This is a genomic window from Paracidovorax anthurii, assembly GCF_003269065.1.
In the GTDB taxonomy this organism is placed as follows: domain Bacteria; phylum Pseudomonadota; class Gammaproteobacteria; order Burkholderiales; family Burkholderiaceae_C; genus Paracidovorax; species Paracidovorax anthurii.
The window spans coordinates 1-16,588 of sequence record NZ_QLTA01000006.1 but is presented as its reverse complement, the minus strand read 5'-3'; the positions used below and the strand labels follow the sequence as shown (position 1 = coordinate 16,588).

Genomic DNA, 16,588 nt, shown 5'->3' with positions numbered 1-16,588 from the left:
GATCAGAAGACTCGATGCGATGCATCGCTTGCAGGGGCTGACATGTTGACGAACCTTACTATCGGCACCCGGCTGCGCCTGGGTTTTGGGACCGTGATCGCACTGTCCTGCATCACCGTCGGAGTTTCCCTGTGGAACCTGAAGACCATGAGCGATGCATCGGCCGCCATGATGCAAAAGCCATTGATGAAGGAGCGCCTGAGCAGCGACTGGTATCGGGCCATCGACTCCGGGATCATGCGGACAACGGCCATTGCCAAGAGCTCCGATCCTTCGCTGGCCGCCTTTCTCGCCACCGATGGCCCCAAGCGCTCGGGCGATCTGCAGGAGAAGATTCGCTCCTTGCTGGAAACGGCCGAAGAACGGGCGCTCTTCGACAAGATCGATCTCCAGCGGGTGCGCTATCTGGACGCCCGCGACCGGGTGAACAAGCTGAAGGCGGAGGGCCGCACCGACGAGGCGCTCAAGCTGCTGGAAGCGCAGTACCTTCCGATCTCGAAAACGTTCCAGCAACTGATGCAGGACCTGGTGAGCGTGCAGCGTGACCAGATCGACGCCATCAACGCCGACATAGAGAGCACGACGCGGCGCAGCACGCGGCTCCTGCTGATCCTGGTCTCCGCGGCGATCCTGTTCGCCATCCTCGTGGCCCACCGGTTGACACGCTCCATCGTGGGTCCGCTCGCCCTCGCGGTCAGCGTGGCGGAACGTGTGGCCGAGGGCGACTTGACCCATTCCATCGGCGCCCAATCCAAGGACGAGGTAGGCCGGCTGATGGCATCGCTGGGCCGGATGAACACCAACCTGCTGCGGTTGATTTCCGGCATCCGCGCGAGCGTCAACGGGATCTCGCTGGCGTCTTCCGAGATCGCCTCCGGCAACCTGGATCTGTCGGCCCGCACGGAGCAACAGGCCTCGTCGGTGGAGGAGACCGCGGCGGCCACGGAGGAAATCGCATCCACGATCCAGCGCAACGCCGACAGCGCGGAAAAGGCGACGAAAACCGCGGCGCTGGCGAGCGACGTCGCGTCCAGGAGCGGGCGGGCGGTCGCCCGGGTCGTCGAGACGATGGACGCGATCAACGCATCGTCGAAGCGGATTGCCAGCATCATCGGCGTGATCGACGGCATCGCCTTCCAGACGAACATTCTCGCGCTGAATGCAGCGGTCGAGGCGGCAAGAGCCGGGGAGCAGGGGCGAGGCTTTGCCGTCGTCGCGTCGGAGGTTCGCAACCTGGCACAGCGCTCGGCCCATGCTTCGAGGGAAATCAAGGCACTGATCACCGACTCCGTCGACAAGGTGGCGCTGGGCACGACCCTGGTGAAAGACGCGGGAGACACGATCCACGCGGTCGTCAGCAGCGTCGATCAGGTCGCGCAGATCATTTCCGACATCAGCAGTTCCACCCACCAGCAGGCCACCGGGATGCTGCAGGTGAGCGCATCGATCCACCTCATCGACGATGTCACGCAGAAGAATGCGGCCCTGGTCGAAGAGGCCTCCGCGGTGGCGTCCTCGATGAAGGAAGAGGCGGCGGCCTTGGCCGGGATGGTGGGTGTTTTCAGGCTGGAGACCGATCTGCTTGACCTCAGTCCGCCAAAAAAGGCGGGCGAAGGATGGCGGAAACCACTCCGCAGCGCGGACCGATCAGGCAATGCGGCATGATCGGATGCTGCGGGCGACAGCCGCGGCTGGCTGCGGCTGGACCTCGGCGGCCCCTTCCTCGCTCGATGTGAGTGGATAGGATGGATGGACCGTGGCGGCGCACCGGCACGGGCAACGCATTGCGCGCCACTGCAACCTGGCTGATGGCCAGCTCCATCCTCGAAAAATGGTTCTCCATTTTTCCCAATGAAATCAATGAATTGCCGAACACGATGAAACTCGCCACCTGGAACGTCAACTCCCTCTCCGTGCGCCTGCCGCAGGTCCTGGCCTGGCTGGCGGACAACCCCGTGGAGGCCCTGGGGCTGCAGGAGCTGAAGCTGGTGGACGAGAAATTCCCCCACGACGCCTTCGAGGCCGCGGGATACCACGCGGCCTGCTTCGGCCAGAAGACCTACAACGGCGTTGCCCTCCTCAGCCGCGCCCCGCTGCGCGACGTGGTGCGCAACATCCCGGGCCACGAGGACGCCCAGGCCCGCGTGATCGCCGCGACGATCGACACGCCGGAGGGCCCCCTGCGCGTGGTCAACGGCTACTTCGTCAACGGCCAGGCCCCGGGCTCGGAGAAGTTCGCCTACAAGATGCTGTGGCTGCAGGCGCTGCACCGCTGGCTGCGCGAGGAACTGCTGGCGCACCCGCGCCTCGTGCTGATGGGCGACTTCAACGTCGCCCCCGAGGACCGGGACTCCTTCGACCCCGTGGGCCTGAAGGACACGATCCACCACACGGTCGAGGAGCGCGCGCACTTCCAGGACCTGCTGGGCCTGGGCCTGACCGATGCCTTCCGCCTGTTCGAGCAGCCGGAGAAAAGCTTCTCGTGGTGGGACTACCGCATGCTGGGCTTCCAGAAGAACCGGGGGCTGCGCATCGACCACATCCTGGTGAGCGATGCACTGCGCGGCCAGGTCACCGCCTGCGGCATCGACCGCGCGCCGCGCAAGAACCCGCAGCCCAGCGACCACACGCCCGTCGTCGTGACCCTGGCCTGACCAGGCTCCGCCCGCCCCCGCCGCGCCGGCCCCTCAGGGCATTCGCACGATCTCAGGCCTCGGCACGATAGCGGTCGCGCAGCGCCCGCACCTCGTCATGGTTGCGCCGGGCCCCCTCGGCCTGCCGCTCCACGACGGCCCGCACGCTGGGCGGCAGCGGCTCCATCAGGGCCTTGCGGTAGCGTGCCAGGGCGGCGTCCTCGCCGCGCTCGCACTCTTCCAGCACGGCCTTGTCGTCATGGGTGCTCAGAGCGGTCTTCACCGACACCCAGCCCCGGTGCAGCGCGCCGGACACGGACCCGCCGCTGGAGGGCGTCGCGCCCAGCAGGCGGATCTCGCGCTCCAGCTCGGCCGCCGCCGAGGCGCATTCGCTGGCGTGGCGCAGCAGGGTGCCCTTGAGCTCGGGTGCATCGGCGTGCCCGGCCGATGCCTGGAAGCCGTACTCGCCGTCCCGGCAGGACGCGAGCAGGCGGTTGAGCACGTCCGCGACGTCGCCGCCATCATCGGCGCGTTCCGCCGCCGTGGCCGGCGCCGGGTGGCCTGCCTCCCTGGTGGTGCGCTCCCAGGCCGCGCGCGCGGCGGGCCGCGCCTCAGGCCATTCCAGGCCGCTCGCGCCCCGGGCCTGGGCCCAGTCGCGCGCCAGCTGGGGCTCCATGGCATCGAAATCGCCTGGATACCGCCCCACCGCGCTCCAGCCCAGCTCGTAGGCGGGCCGGTAGTGGTCGTAGGCGCGGTCGCTGCGGTAATAGGGCTCGCGCGGATAGGCTTCGCGCCAGTAGGCGTCCTCGGCCGTGGGGTGGATCGATTCGGCGGCCGCCTTGCCTGCGAGGCCGCCGACCACCGCGCCCGCCACTCCGCCCACGGCAGCCCCGATCGGTCCGCCGAAAGATCCGGCCGCCGCGCCCGCCACCGCCCCGCCCGCGGCGCCGACGCCGGTGCCTACGGGATGGGCACCGGGCTCATTGGTCAGGGGATCGCGGTTTGCATCGTTGATGTCCGACATGGGTTCGCTCCGGTTGGTTGAACAGTGCCTTCATTCTGGAAGGCACCTCCCGCCCGGAGGGTCGGCCCCTGCACTGCACGCCCGTAGGACTCGCCCTTGTCGGAGCGAGGAGGCGCTGCCATCCTCCGTCCGCCCCGATTACTATCAATTAGATAGCAAACAATTCAGCATTCTCGGCGACATGGAGGCGGTTTCACCCCAAATCCTCTGCGGCATCCAGCCCCAGCTCCTGGATCTTGCGGGTGATGGTGTTGCGGCCGATGCCCAGGCGCTGGGCCGCCTCCATCCGCCGGCCGTGCGTGGCGGCCAGCGCGGTGCGGATCAGGCGCGATTCGAAACGGCGCGTGAGCACATCCCACACCTCGGTCTGGCCGGATGCCAGGAGCTTCTGCGCCTCGATTTCCAGGGCGTGCTCCCAGCCGGACGGCTCGGGTGGGGACGGGTGCGATGGCGCCACGGCCGGCCCGGCCACGCCCGCCGCTGCGGCGGTCGGCATGCCCGGCAGCCGCCCGCCGGCCGCCTGGCCCGCGCCGGGCGGCCAGGGCGGGATGCCCCCTCCCCGCTCGTCCCGCGCCGTGCCCTGCCCCCCTGCGCCAGCCTCCACGCCCGGAGGGTGCGCTACTGGCGCGGCGGGGGCGGCCTCCGTCGGTGCGCCCGCCGCATGGGCCGCGGCAGCCGGCGCATAGACCGGCGCCTCCAGCACCTCGGGCGGCAGATCCTGCGGGGAAATCACTTGGGCCGGCGCCATGACAGTCAGCCAGTGGCAGATGTTCTCCAGCTGGCGCACGTTGCCCGGGAACGCGAACTGCCCCAGCCGCGCCAGCGCGGCATCGGAGATGCGCTTGGGCTCCACGCCGAGCTGCCGCGCGCTCTGCTGCAGGAAGTGGCGCGTCAGCATGGGCACGTCCTCGTGCCGCTCGCGCAGCGCGGGCAGGCGCAGCCGGATCACGTTGAGGCGGTGGAACAGGTCTTCGCGGAACACGCCGTCCTTGACGCGCTGCTCCAGGTTCTGGTGGGTGGCGGCGATGACGCGCACGTGCGCCTTCACGGCCGCGTGGCCGCCCACGCGGTAGAACTGGCCGTCCGAGAGCACGCGCAGCAGGCGCGTCTGCAGGTCGAACGGCATGTCGCCGATCTCGTCGAGGAACAGCGTGCCGCCCTCGGCCTGCTCGAAGCGCCCGCGCCGCTGCGTCTGCGCGCCGGTGAACGCGCCGCGCTCGTGGCCGAACAGCTCGCTCTCCAGCAGGTCCTTCGGGATCGCCGCCGTGTTGATGGCGACGAAGGGCCCCTCGGCCACCGGCGAATGCTTGTGCAGCGCGCGCGCCACCAGTTCCTTGCCGGAGCCGGATTCGCCGGTGATCAGCACCGTCACCTGGCTCTGGCTCAGCCGGCCGATGGCGCGAAACACGTCCTGCATGGCCGGCGCCTGGCCCAACATCTCGGGGGCGCCGGTCTGGCGCTCTTCCGTGACCTCTTCGCGCTGGCTTTCCTCCACGGCCCGGCGGATCAGCTCCACGGCCTTGGGCAGGTCGAAAGGCTTGGGCAGGTACTCGAAGGCGCCGCGCTGGAAGGCCGAGACGGCGCTGTCGAGGTCCGAGTACGCCGTCATGATGATGACCGGCAGGCCCGGCTGCTGCTCGCGCAACTGCTCGAGCAATTGCAGGCCCGAGCCCCCCGGCATGCGGATGTCGCTCACCAGCACCTGGGGCCCCTGCCGCGCGGGATCGCCGGCGACGATGTCGGCCAGCGCGTCGAGCACCTCGCGCGGATGGGTGAAGCTGCGCGTGGGCAGGTTCTCGCGGGCCAGCGCCTTCTCCAGGACGAAGCGGATCGAGGGGTCGTCATCTACTATCCAGATCGGCTTCATGTGTCGGTTCTACCTTGTTGTCGGAAATGGGATGTCTCGGGACCTCAAGGCAAGGGGATGAGGATTCGGAAATCGGTGCGACCCGGCACGCTGTCGCATTCGATCAGACCATGGTGGCGCTGCACGAAGGTTTGCGCGAGCGTCAGCCCCAGTCCCGACCCTCCATCACGCCCCGTCACGAGGGGATAAAAAATCCGCTCCTTGATCGCTTCGGGGACGCCCGGTCCGTTATCGATGACATGCAATTCCAGTGCCAGCCGATAGCGCTGCCGCCCGAAGGTGACCTGCCGTGCGACGCGCGTGCGCAGCGTGATCACGGCATCGCCGGCGGCGATGCGCTCGGTCAGCACCTGCGCCGCGTTCTGCACGATGTTCAGCACCGCCTGGATGAGCTGCGCGCGGTCCCCGCGGAACTCGGGAATGGACGTGTCGTAGTCGCGCTGCACGCGCAGGCCATGCGGGTATTCGACGAGAACCAGCGAGCGCACACGCTCGCAGACCTCGTGGATGTTCACGTCCCCCACGAGATGGGGGTGGCGGTGCGGAGCGAGCAGCCGGTCCACCAGGCTCTGCAGCCGGTCCGCCTCGTGGATGATGACCTGCGTGTATTCGGTGAGCTCCGGGTTGTCGAGCTCCATCTCCAGCAGCTGCGCGGCGCCCCGGATGCCGCCCAGCGGGTTCTTGATCTCGTGGGCCAGATTGCGGATCAGCTCCTTGTTGGCCTGCGCCTGCTCGCGCAGGCGCTCCTCCCGGTCCTGCCGCGCCTGGGCCTCCAGCGGCCACATCTCCACCAGGATCTCGCCCGTGTGTTCGGCCACCGACACATTCACGTGCACGGGCACCTGCTCCTGCTGCGCGCCGCGCCGCAGCCCGGCCTCGAAGCGCAGCGCGGCGAAGTCCTGGCCCCGCGCGCCCGCGAGCGCCGTCTGCAGCAGGGCCGGATCGGTGAAGAAGGTCGAGAAATCCGTCGCTTCCAGTGTCCGCCGCGACAAGCCGAGCATGTTTTCGAGCGACGCGTTCGCGAACAGGACGGAGCCGTCCGGATGGAGCACCGCCACGAGCGTGGAAACCAGGTCCAGCGCCAGATGGCGCTCCACCGGGAGCGCTGGGGAAGCGGGCGCCACGCTCAGCGGCCCGATGGGGCGGGCAGCCGGGCCAGCTCGCGCTTGATGCCCGCGACGTCGCTCTCCGCACGCGACAGGGACGCCTTGAGCTCGGCCGTGCGCTCCGTGTACACCTGGGGATTGCGCAGCTCCAGCGCCGTGCGCTGGGGCTCGCCGTTGTTGTATTCCTTGGCCAGATCCGCCTGGCGCGCCTCCGCCTTGCGCAGCTCGGCCTCGAGAATGGAGCGGGCGTCGGCATCCCGCGCGCGCTGGTCGTTCGCATCCACCCGCGGCGCATTCGCGGGCGACGAAGACGCCGCGCTGCCACCAGCGGCGCCACCGCCGCCCGCCGGCCGCGAGCCCTGCACCACCGTCACATTGCCTCCCTCGACGAGCTTGCAGCCCCGCTCGCGGGCCTGGGTGGCATTGTTGGTGTATTCGTTGCCGCAACGGTAGATGCGGTCCTGGGACCAGGCGGCGGGCGCCACGGCGGCCAGCGCCATGAGCACGGTGAGAATTTTCGTCATTCGGAGTCCTCGCAAGGCATGCCGCAGCACACGGGAGATGCCCGGAAGTATCCCCCAATCGCACCGCCACCGCCATGGATCGCCCCGCGTCCAGGGGTCTTGCGCAAGACGCGACGCCACCCTGCGGAAAAAGAAAAAAGGCGGCCGAGGCCGCCTTTCTGGATTTCCGTGCCTGCGGCATCCGCCCGGCACGGGACTTCCCCGCTCACAGCGAGTAGTACATGTCGTATTCGACCGGGTGCGGAGCCATGCGGAAGCGGGTGACTTCCTGCATCTTCAGCTCGATGTAGGCGTCGAGCATGGAGTCGGTGAACACGCCGCCCTTGGTCAGGAACGAACGGTCCTTGTCGAGGTACTCCAGCGCCTGGTCGAGGCTGTGGCACACGGTGGGCACCAGCTTGTCTTCCTCGGGCGGCAGATGGTAGAGATCCTTCGTGGCGGCCTCGCCCGGATGGATCTTGTTCTCCACGCCGTCCAGGCCGGCCATCATCAGGGCCGAGAATGCCAGGTAGGGGTTGGCGGAAGGATCGGGGAAGCGTGCCTCGATGCGGCGGCCCTTCGGGTTCGCCACGTAAGGGATGCGGATCGAAGCCGAGCGGTTGCGCGCCGAGTAGGCCAGCTTCACCGGGGCCTCGAAGCCAGGCACGAGGCGCTTGTAGCTGTTCGTGCCGGGGTTCGTGATGGCGTTCAGGGCACGGGCGTGCTTGATGATGCCGCCGATGTAGTACAGGGCGAAGTCCGACAGGCCTGCATAGCCGTCGCCGGCGAAAAGGTTCTTGCCATCTTTCCAGATGGACTGGTGCACGTGCATGCCGGAGCCGTTGTCGCCGGCATACGGCTTGGGCATGAAGGTTGCCGTCTTGCCATAGGCGTTGGCCACGTTCCACACCACGTACTTGAGCACCTGGGTCCAGTCGGCGCGCTCCACCAGCGTGCTGAACTTGGTGCCGATCTCGTTCTGGCCGGCGCCCGCCACTTCGTGGTGGAAGACCTCGACCGGAATGCCCAGCGATTCGATGATCAGGGACATCTCGGCGCGCATGTCCTGCGTGCTGTCGACCGGAGGCACGGGGAAATAGCCGCCCTTGACCGTGGGACGGTGGCCGCGATTGCCGCCTTCGAGCTTGGCGCCGGAATTCCAGGGAGCCTCGTATTCCTCGATTTCGAACATGACCTTGCCGGGCTCGTTGGACCAGCGCACGCCGTCGAAGATGAAAAATTCGGGCTCAGGGCCGAAGAACGCGGTATCGCCCAGGCCGGAAGCCTTGAGGTACGCCTCGGCACGCTTGGCGATGGAGCGGGGATCGCGGTCATAGGCCTTGCCGTCGCCCGGCTCGATCACGTCGCATTGCAGGAACAGCGTGGTTTCTTCGAAGAAGGGATCGATATTGGCCGTGTTGGGGTCGGGCATGAGCTGCATGTCCGAAGCCTCGATACCCTTCCAGCCAGCCACCGAAGAGCCGTCGAAGGCGTGGCCCGACGCGAACTTGTCCTCGTCGAAGGCGGACACGGGCACGGTGACGTGCTGCTCCTTGCCGCGGGTGTCGGTGAAGCGGAAGTCCACAAACTTGACTTCGTTCTCCTTCACCATCTTCATCACGTCTGCAACGGTCTTTGCCATCAGGATCTCCAGGATTTAAGCGTTTGTTGAAAAAAACACGACCAATAAAAAGCAGGTTGCGTGCCAGCATGCACTAAGGAGGAGCACGCACCTGCCCACCGCACCCGACTGGCCCGAACGCACCAAGAGCGGGCTTCTCTCTGCCACGGGCCAATCATCCAACTCATCGCACCAATTCGGGGCCAAGATTCGCACCATTATTGTGCAAACCCTGCTGCAAATCGCTCCAAGCGGCTGGCACCAGGGCGGAGTCGCCCTTGACGCCCAGTTCGATATGGCGGCCATGCACCGGGTGGTCCACGCTCGGCAGGCTGAACACGCGCACGCCAGGATGGGAGGCCTCGACCTGCTCCATGAGCGGCGTGAGCGCGGCCTCCATCGCCCCGTAGACCACGACGGAATGCTCCAGCTGCGGCCGGCGATTGAACCATTGCCGGCAGTGCTCGTCCAGGCACCACTCGATCATCGGCCAGGCCATGACAGGAAAGCCGGGAACGAAATACACCGATCCGCCGCCGGGCCCGGTGCATGCAAACCCGGGGATCTTGTTGTAGGGGTTGGGAATGATCCGTGCGCCCGCCGGAAACACCCCCATGTTGAGGCGGTGCAGATTGTCCGGCCGGTCCGGCTCGTAGGCCACGCCCTGCTCCATCGCCACGTCCTGCATGCGCTCGCGGATCAGCGCCTCCGCAGTGGGATGCAGTTCCAGCGGCACCCCTAGCGCCTTCGCGGCACATTGCCGGGTGTGGTCGTCCGGGGTTGCGCCAATGCCCCCGCATGAAAAGACGATGTCCGACGAAGCGAAGGCTCGCCGCAGCGTCGCGGCAATGCGTTCCGGGTCATCGCCCACATAGTCCGCGTACGCAAGCTGGAGGCCGCGCGCCGCCAGCAGTTCGATGGCCTTCGGCATGTGTTTGTCGGCACGTTTGCCTGAAAGTATCTCATCGCCAATGATGATGAGTCCGAAAGAAGGAACCGTGGTCATGGGGTCGCGTCAGGGGATGAAGATGAAGGCGCCGAGGCACCCGGCACGTGCTGCGCCGTCGATGAACCCACCGTGCCGGCCGGGCGGGTCTCCGCTCGCAACCGCTGCAATGCCGCCAGGCAATAGTGAGCGAACCACAGGGACGAAAACGCGAACACCAGCGTATAGATCCAGACCGCCAGCGGAATCAGCACCACGAACGCCGCGGCGAATACGACGCCCGATGCCCAGACGATTCCGGGCGCCGCGCCCAGATAGCCCGTGACGATGCCGATGCCCAGCAGCGACATCCTGTTCTGGCGCATCAACACCTCGCGCTCTGCCTTGCTGGCATGTTCCGCCAAGGCATCGAAGGCCATCACGCGATAGGTGAGCCAACCCCAGATCAAGGGCGGCAGCACGAGCACCAGCGGGGGAATGAACCACAGGGGCACGGACAGGACCAGGGCCACGAGCGCAGCGACCGTCGAGCCCAGCGACCACAGCAGGCTGGTGACCCATGAGCCTCCGTGCTTTCGCTCCAGCGCAGGAAAGCGGTGCTGCGCCACGAGCGATGCCAGCGCCGGGGCCATCAACATCGCCACGGCCAGCACCGAGATCACGACGATGACGGGCGTGGCCAGAGCCACGACCACCAGCGGCGCCAATACGGCAGGCACCTCGCCCAGACCCAGCCCCTGGAACCAGCCCCAGACGAACGACAGCCACTCGGTGGACTCCAGAGCGGCCTGAACCGCAGCCACCGATCCATCCCACAGGAAATGCCACCCGAGCCCCGTCAACAGCGCGATGGACACCAACGGCAGCAGCGACAGAACAATGACGCGGGGATAGAGGCAGTACGCGGCGGCGCGCCAGAATGAATCGATGAGCAGACCCATGGCCGCAAGCATAGCGCCAGTGGATGACAGGCCCTTCAGGCCCTGCCCATCAAGCGCAGCAGGCCGCGCCACTGCTGGTGCCAAAAGCCTGTCCCATAGTCCCGGGTCCGTCCATCGGGACCGGGCTCCACCTGGTCCCGGATACCCGTAGGGTCATAGCGCAATTCGAAATTGGCCGTCTTGAACAGCATGTCCCACCAAGGCAGCAATACACCGAAATTGTTCCCCCCCAGGACCGGGCCCGATGCGCGCGAGTGCGACGGGCTTTCATGTCCGATGCCCACGGCATGGTGGCGGCGGTGAAAGCGCGGACTCACCCACAGTCGCTCGCCCCAACGCCCGAACCACACTCGCAGATTGGCATGGTGGAGGTTCTCACTCAACTGGGTCAATGCCACGATGGCGACGAACTGGCCAGGAGCGACACCGATCAATTGGGCCACCACCACCACGATTGCATCGGTCAGCACATCGTCCAACAGGTGATTGCGGTTGTCGCTCCACATCGTCATCTGGCGCTGGGAATGATGAAGCGAGTGCAACTTCCACCACCACTCGAACTGGTGCTGCCCCCGGTGAATCCAGTAGTTCAGGAAGTCGAAGACAAGCAGGTAAAGCAGCAGACTTACCCAGGGGATATCCGTCACGCCGGGCCAGACAGCATCGAGATGGAAGGTGCTGAATCCCTCAAGGCGCAAAGCCCCGAAAAATGCATCCCACAGCGGATCCACGGAAAAGAAAAGGGCCAGACGGAACAGCCCCAATCGATGGATCAACGTATAGAGAATATCCGTGCGGATGGCCGGCCGATCGGTCACCCGCTCCACGGGCCGCCAGACCTGCAGCGGCGCAATCACGCAAACCATCACGGCCAGTTGCAGGAGCCCCACCAGCAACCAGCCTGTGGCGGCATAGCCATCTTCCAGCAGATTGGCCATGCCCATGGAAAACATCAAAGGCTGAATGGCGGCTTCAAAAAGCCACTGTTGCGCAGTATCGAAAAGCTGTGTGAACCAATCCATGGCTATCGATCCGATCCTCGGGAACCGTCCTGGTTCCGCATCAGCGGTTGGGATGGGCGGAAATCCATTGACGGTAGTCGGGATGGTCCCTCAAGGTCCTGAAACAGAATCCTTTCTGCTTCAACCCCTCGATCAAAGGCTCGAGGACTGCAGGCGCCCACGGATCCTTCCTGGACCAGATCCCCAAGTGCGCAAGAAGAATGTCGCCAGACTGGATCTTCGCCAGGGCTTGCTGAAGCAAGGCGGCGTTGCTGTAGCGCTCGCTGGGCAATTCATCGCCCAGGAAGCCTGCGGGAGACCAGCCCACGTGCTCATAGCCACACGCCTTCGCGGTTGCCAGCAGCCGGGGTGAAGTCTTGCCACCAGGCGCCCGGAAAAGCGGCAGCGGCGGCTGTCCCGTCAGTTCTTTCAGACGCGCGTTCGCGCGCGCGATTTCCTCGCAATACTCTGCAGGACGGACAGAAAACTCCTCCCCCGACCTGGGCCCCGCAGTGGGTCGCACTCGGAATCGGATTTCCGCCCCCTGCCCGAGATCAGCGCGCCAGTACATGTGGTCGTAGGTATGCGACGCAAATGCGTGGCCCTCGGCAGCGCGGGCTCGCCACCACGCAGCCCAGTGATTGCCCAGACTGCCGTCGCCTTCCTTCGTCTTTTCGTTCGCGGCAAAGAAAGTCACCCGAACCTGCTGTCGGCGCAGCACATCCGCGATCAGCGGTGCAACCCCCATGTGGCCGGTGTCGAGCGTCAGGTACACAGGCTTCTCGCAGCGGTCTTGATCGGCAGCCCCTGCCGATACCGCAAAAACCGCGGATGCAAGAACCGCGAGAAAACGCAGTCGGCGCCAAGGGATGGCGCCGCCACCGCCCGCCTTCACATCCAAATCAGCGTGGCGCATGCTGCAGAGTCCACACGCCGTGTGGAGACTTACCCACATTGACTTTCTGCACGACCTTGCGCTCGACCGTGTCAATCACGAGCATCTTCCGGGCCCAACGCGCAGAGACGTAAATCCAACGACCATCCGCGGAGACATCCATGCAATCGGGGCCACCCGGGGCTGGATACACGTCCACCACCTTCTGCGCCATCATGTCGATCTTGCTGATCGTGTTGGCCACCCGGTTACTCACATAGATGTGACGGCGATCGCCGGCCCCGCGAAATGCATGGGCGCCGTTGCCGGTCTTGATACGCTGCACGCTGCGTGGCTCTGCCCCAGAGACATCGAAGACTTCGACGCTGTCACTCCCCGTCAATCCGATAAAAAGGAATTTGTCATCCGGGCTTCCATAAATGTCTGCAGGCATGGGGCCCGTCTTGGTTCGCCATTTGATCTTCTGCGTGGCGATGTCGATCGCCACCAGCTCATCACTGTCTTGCATGGTCGAATAAACCGTATGGCTTCGACTGTCGACCCAGAGATGGCTTGGTGTGCGCCCCGTGGCAACCCTCTGGACCAGCGTCAGATCTTTGCCATCCCAGCGGTAGAAGTCGACATGATTCAAGCGATTCGCGGCCGTGATCAGCCACTTCATGTCCGGTGTGAAACGGAGATGGTAAGGATCCACGATGTCACGCACCGTCCGCTGGACCTGCGCGGTCTTGGGATCAATAAACGTCAACGTATCGGCCAATGCGTTTGCTACTACCAAGGATTTCTCATCGGGCGTGAGATACATATGGTGCGGCTCTTTGCCTGTCGGAATGCGTGTGGTTTCTGTCCACGTAGTGGGGTCAATCACGCTGATGTCCGCCTCCAGCGAGTTCAGGACGAATACAGGAGTAGACGCCGCCATGACATCGACATACCCCATGGACAAGACCGCAAGAATCAACATCCAAGATCGAAAACGACGAAGCAAGAGCATGTTCAGTTCATTAACCTTCCGCAGCGTTAGAGTGTAGCCCCTGTGACCTGAGCACTCCCCCGGGCCTGGCCTGATGTTGCCTGTGTATTCTTGGCTCGGTCCTATCGCAATAAAGCGCTTGGTTCGTCGTTGGCTCCTGGTGCACCTGTGCGGCCTGCTGCTGCCTGAACTCCTGAGGCGAGCGCATTTTCAGCGACGAGTGCGGATGTGCCTCGTTGAAGCGCTCGAAGACCGCCAGCCGTTGTGCCAGTACGATCCATCCATCCGCACCACGTAGTCGCGTTTGAAGGTGTTGCAGCTCTCGACCGAGATCAGTCCCTTGAATCGCCGGCCCCGTCCTGTCGCTTATCTTTAGAAAGTGGATTGTGCGCTCGCCCTTGCTGTCCGGGGAGGGGACGACCAATGAAAACGGTCTGCCGGACGACGGGGCTGGCGCGCTCCCATGTACGTGACCTGCTTGAGCGCGGTGAAGACTGGACCGATGGCCGCAGCCATCGCACACCCAGCGACGATGCCGGGCTGCTCGCCGAACTGCGCCAGGAGATTGCGGAACTGCCCAGCGATGGCTACCGACATGCCTGTGCCCTGGTCGACCGCCAGCGCACGGCACTTGGTGCCTCCAGGGTCAATGCCAAACGCGTCTATCGCGTCATGGCTGGAGCCGGCCTGCTGCTGGCCCAAGGCGCCGCGCCGGCGCCAGTCCGCACGCACGCATGCGGGCCGGGTGGCGGTCTCGCGCAGCGACCTGCGCTGGTGCTCCGATGGTTTGGAAATCAAGTGCGACTCGGGCCAGACAGTGACGGCCACCTTCACCAAGGATTGTTGCGACCGCGAGGTGATGGCCTAGCGGGCTTGGGAGGGCAGAGGGCTGCCGGGCGAGCCGGTGCGCGAGATGCTCATCGAAGCCGTCGAGCGCTGCTTCGGCTTGGTCGAAGCAGTCCCGGCGGCCCATGTGTCGGAGTTCCTGAGCGACAACGGCGGGGCCTACATCGCTGCCGACACGCGGGCACTGGCACGCTCGCTGGGTCCGAAGCCCATCAACACGCCCGTTTGCAGCCCGCAGAGCAATGGCTGGCCGAGAGCAACGCGCGCCCACCTTCAAGCGCAACTACGTGGCTCGCATGGACCTGCGTGACGCTCGGACAGTGCTGGCGCAGCTGCCAACGGCCTTCGAGCACTTCAACGAGGTGCATCCGCACTCGGCGTTGAAAATGCGTTCGCCTCGGGAGTTCAGGCGGCAGCAGGCCGCAGGGGCTGACTGGGCGCTTTATTGCGAATAGGACGAGGCCGGGAATACGGGGGGCAACATCAGCGCTCGACGCAGCATAGGTCACCCTGCGCGCATCAGTTCCAACATCACGAGCAAGGATGTGGTTCATTGCGCGCTTACAGAGCTTCTGGTGCGATAGGGTCTGCGTGGCAGACAAGTGATCAGTCTGCCGTATTGCGAGAAGATGGTTTAGAGGGTGTAGACAAAATCAACTACGAAGGGCGAGCCTGCTGAGCAGGATACGCGCCTCGGCGAGCCATACCCAAGCAGTGGAGATCGAGGTCTTGCGATCGTGGTGCATGGCCATGCGGCGCCAGCGCTCATTCCAGGCATGGGTTCGCTCGACGACCCAGCGTTTTGGCAAGACGACAAAGCCTCGGATGGGCTCCTGCCAGAGTGACTGCTGCGGATCGCGCAGGATGCCGGTCGAGCGATTGCCGGGCCGGCGCACGACCTCGGCCCGGATGCCATGGGTCTGCTCGATTGCCCGAGCGCATTGACCACCGTAAGCACCATCGGTGTAGAGCCGTTCGATGGAAGGAGCCTTGCGGCACGCCTGTGCCACGACCTCAGCAGCGCCATCGCGGTCCTGCACGCTGGCAGCGGTCACCGTGACGGCCAGTAGTAGCCCGAGCGTGTCCACCACGATGTGGCGCTTCCTGCCTTTGACCTTTTTGCCGGCGTCGTAGCCGCATTCGTCACCTTGCGGCGATGCGCGGTTGGACTGCGCGTCGATGACGGCCGCGCTCGGTTCGGCTCCGCGACCCATGCGGGCCCGCCACTGCTGGCGCAGCCGATCCTGCATCTGCTCGAAGGCATCGACCTCGACCCAGCGCACGAAGGCCTTGTAGATCGCCTGCCACGGCGCGAAGCTCGAAGGCAGGAGCCGCCAGGCGCAACCCGTCCGCAGCACATAGCAGCAGGCGTCGACCAGGTGCCGACGCTTGTAGCGTGCCGGCGCACCGCGGCTGCCCTCGGGACGCTCGAAGAGGTCGGCGACCAGGCTCCATTCGGCATCGGTCAGATCTGTGCTGTACTGGCCAGCATCACGCCGGTGCGCTGCGGTGTAGCCGTAGCGCTTGGCCACAGCGACCGGTGTCTCTGGCTCGACCGGCTCGCCTCGGGCCTGCCGCGCTGGCATCGAGCGCACGATGCCCTGCGCACGCAGCGTCCTGCGGATGGTCGCAGTGCAGACGCGGACCTCACCGAGGTGACCGAGCTCGGCGGCGAGTTCGTCGAGCGTCGCATGCGGCATCCGGGCAATGATCTCGCGCAGCAGGCAGATGTGCTGCGGCGTCAGCGCCATGGGTCTGCCGCCTCGGCTGACCGCCTTCTCACCGTCACCGCAACCATGCTCCGTCATTGCTATCTCCTGCATCAAGGGCAGATGACTCGCAATGTTCAGGCCAGTTGATTTCGTCTACACCCTCTTAGTGAGCGTGGTTGCGCTAAAAGCAAAACGCCCTCAGATCATGAGAGATCTGAGGGCGGTTTGGGCTGTAAGAGCCTGACGATGACCTACTTTCACACGGGAATCCGCACTATCATCGGCGCGAAGTCGTTTCACTGTCCTGTTCGGGATGGGAAGGAGTGGGGCCAACTTGCTATGGTCATCAGGCATAACGGGGTGTCTTGCTGAGTTTTGGTCAGCATGACGAATTCATAGAGTGAATCAGTTGTGTATTTGATTGCGCCTGGCACAACAGACCTTGACGGTATGTCAAAGTTATAGGGTCAAGCCGCACGAGCAATTAGTACTGGTTAGCTTAAGCGCTTGCACGCCTTCC

The 16,588-nt window shown here is 65.2% G+C and carries 13 protein-coding genes, 1 rRNA gene and 2 pseudogenes; 3 read left to right on the top strand and 13 right to left on the bottom strand.

Annotation, left to right across the window (positions count from 1 at the left end):
• Window positions 1-42: 42 nt before the first annotated feature.
• Both AX018_RS04625 and xth read left to right on the top strand, forming a co-directional pair.
• Entirely contained in the window at window positions 43-1,665 is a 1,623-nt protein-coding gene (locus AX018_RS04625) for a methyl-accepting chemotaxis protein (RefSeq protein ID WP_111876139.1), read from the top strand.
• A 212-nt stretch (window positions 1,666-1,877) separates the two neighbouring features.
• Window positions 1,878-2,654, top strand: coding sequence for an exodeoxyribonuclease III (gene xth, locus AX018_RS04620; protein WP_111876229.1), 777 nt, complete (start codon window positions 1,878-1,880; stop codon window positions 2,652-2,654).
• A 52-nt stretch (window positions 2,655-2,706) separates the two neighbouring features.
• Here the strand turns inward: xth and AX018_RS04615 are convergent, their stop codons facing one another.
• From AX018_RS04615 to AX018_RS04565, 11 genes and pseudogenes are all read right to left on the bottom strand, one after another.
• Window positions 2,707-3,657: a ferritin-like domain-containing protein gene (locus AX018_RS04615; RefSeq protein ID WP_111876138.1), complete on the bottom strand. Its 951-nt coding sequence runs from the start codon at window positions 3,655-3,657 to the stop codon at window positions 2,707-2,709.
• Window positions 3,658-3,850: 193 nt separating this feature from the next.
• Window positions 3,851-5,524, bottom strand: coding sequence for a nitrogen regulation protein NR(I) (gene ntrC, locus AX018_RS04610; protein ID WP_111876137.1), 1,674 nt, complete (start codon window positions 5,522-5,524; stop codon window positions 3,851-3,853).
• A 44-nt stretch (window positions 5,525-5,568) separates the two neighbouring features.
• The gene (glnL, locus tag AX018_RS04605; protein WP_111876136.1) at window positions 5,569-6,648 is read right to left on the bottom strand and encodes a nitrogen regulation protein NR(II); all 1,080 of its coding nucleotides are present in this window, start codon (window positions 6,646-6,648) and stop codon (window positions 5,569-5,571) included.
• A gap of 2 nt (window positions 6,649-6,650) precedes the next feature.
• Window positions 6,651-7,154 (bottom strand): hypothetical protein, encoded by a 504-nt coding sequence (locus tag AX018_RS04600; protein ID WP_111876135.1) that lies wholly within the window; start codon window positions 7,152-7,154, stop codon window positions 6,651-6,653.
• 205 nt (window positions 7,155-7,359) lie between these two features.
• Window positions 7,360-8,775, bottom strand: coding sequence for a type I glutamate--ammonia ligase (glnA, locus tag AX018_RS04595; RefSeq protein WP_111876134.1), 1,416 nt, complete (start codon window positions 8,773-8,775; stop codon window positions 7,360-7,362).
• 163 nt (window positions 8,776-8,938) lie between these two features.
• Entirely contained in the window at window positions 8,939-9,760 is an 822-nt protein-coding gene (locus AX018_RS04590; protein WP_111876133.1) for a competence/damage-inducible protein A, read from the bottom strand.
• A complete protein-coding gene (locus tag AX018_RS04585; RefSeq protein ID WP_111876228.1) occupies window positions 9,757-10,641 on the bottom strand; it encodes an EI24 domain-containing protein in 885 nt (294 codons plus the stop codon). Before AX018_RS04585 ends, AX018_RS04590 begins: the two co-directional genes overlap by 4 nt.
• A gap of 35 nt (window positions 10,642-10,676) precedes the next feature.
• Window positions 10,677-11,663, bottom strand: a complete 987-nt coding sequence (locus tag AX018_RS04580) for a sterol desaturase family protein (RefSeq protein ID WP_111876132.1) — start codon at window positions 11,661-11,663, stop codon at window positions 10,677-10,679.
• Between the two features lie 40 nt (window positions 11,664-11,703).
• A complete protein-coding gene (locus tag AX018_RS04575; RefSeq protein ID WP_111876131.1) occupies window positions 11,704-12,558 on the bottom strand; it encodes a polysaccharide deacetylase family protein in 855 nt (284 codons plus the stop codon).
• Entirely contained in the window at window positions 12,545-13,501 is a 957-nt protein-coding gene (locus tag AX018_RS04570) for a YncE family protein (protein ID WP_462938458.1), read from the bottom strand. The genes AX018_RS04575 and AX018_RS04570 overlap by 14 nt, the downstream gene beginning before the upstream one ends.
• 133 nt (window positions 13,502-13,634) lie before the next feature.
• Window positions 13,635-13,825, bottom strand: a pseudogene (locus AX018_RS04565) (IS3 family transposase); the annotation flags it as partial.
• A 61-nt stretch (window positions 13,826-13,886) separates the two neighbouring features.
• On the opposite strand from AX018_RS04565, the pseudogene AX018_RS04560 reads away from it, so the two are divergent.
• Window positions 13,887-14,811, top strand: a pseudogene (locus AX018_RS04560) (integrase core domain-containing protein); the annotation flags it as partial.
• A gap of 198 nt (window positions 14,812-15,009) precedes the next feature.
• On the opposite strand, the gene AX018_RS04555 reads toward AX018_RS04560, so the two are convergent.
• Entirely contained in the window at window positions 15,010-16,164 is a 1,155-nt protein-coding gene (locus AX018_RS04555; protein ID WP_111876227.1) for an IS5 family transposase, read from the bottom strand.
• 142 nt (window positions 16,165-16,306) lie between these two features.
• Window positions 16,307-16,419 (bottom strand): 5S ribosomal RNA (gene rrf, locus AX018_RS04550).
• Window positions 16,420-16,588 lie beyond the last annotated feature (169 nt).

Bases quoted from the DNA above. Each gene is read 5' to 3' on its own strand.
- AX018_RS04615 (WP_111876138.1), bottom strand. From the start codon at position 3,657: ATGTCGGACATCAACGATGCAAACCGCGATCCCCTGACCAATGAGCCC.
- AX018_RS04555 (WP_111876227.1), bottom strand. From the start codon at position 16,164: ATGACGGAGCATGGTTGCGGTGACGGTGAGAAGGCGGTCAGCCGAGGC.
- AX018_RS04585 (WP_111876228.1), bottom strand. From the start codon at position 10,641: ATGGGTCTGCTCATCGATTCATTCTGGCGCGCCGCCGCGTACTGCCTC.
- AX018_RS04625 (WP_111876139.1), top strand. From the start codon at position 43: ATGTTGACGAACCTTACTATCGGCACCCGGCTGCGCCTGGGTTTTGGG.
- ntrC (WP_111876137.1), bottom strand. From the start codon at position 5,524: ATGAAGCCGATCTGGATAGTAGATGACGACCCCTCGATCCGCTTCGTC.
- xth (WP_111876229.1), top strand. From the start codon at position 1,878: ATGAAACTCGCCACCTGGAACGTCAACTCCCTCTCCGTGCGCCTGCCG.
- AX018_RS04600 (WP_111876135.1), bottom strand. From the start codon at position 7,154: ATGACGAAAATTCTCACCGTGCTCATGGCGCTGGCCGCCGTGGCGCCC.
- AX018_RS04575 (WP_111876131.1), bottom strand. From the start codon at position 12,558: ATGCGCCACGCTGATTTGGATGTGAAGGCGGGCGGTGGCGGCGCCATC.
- AX018_RS04590 (WP_111876133.1), bottom strand. From the start codon at position 9,760: ATGACCACGGTTCCTTCTTTCGGACTCATCATCATTGGCGATGAGATA.
- AX018_RS04570 (WP_462938458.1), bottom strand. From the start codon at position 13,501: ATGTTGATTCTTGCGGTCTTGTCCATGGGGTATGTCGATGTCATGGCG.
- glnA (WP_111876134.1), bottom strand. From the start codon at position 8,775: ATGGCAAAGACCGTTGCAGACGTGATGAAGATGGTGAAGGAGAACGAA.
- AX018_RS04580 (WP_111876132.1), bottom strand. From the start codon at position 11,663: ATGGATTGGTTCACACAGCTTTTCGATACTGCGCAACAGTGGCTTTTT.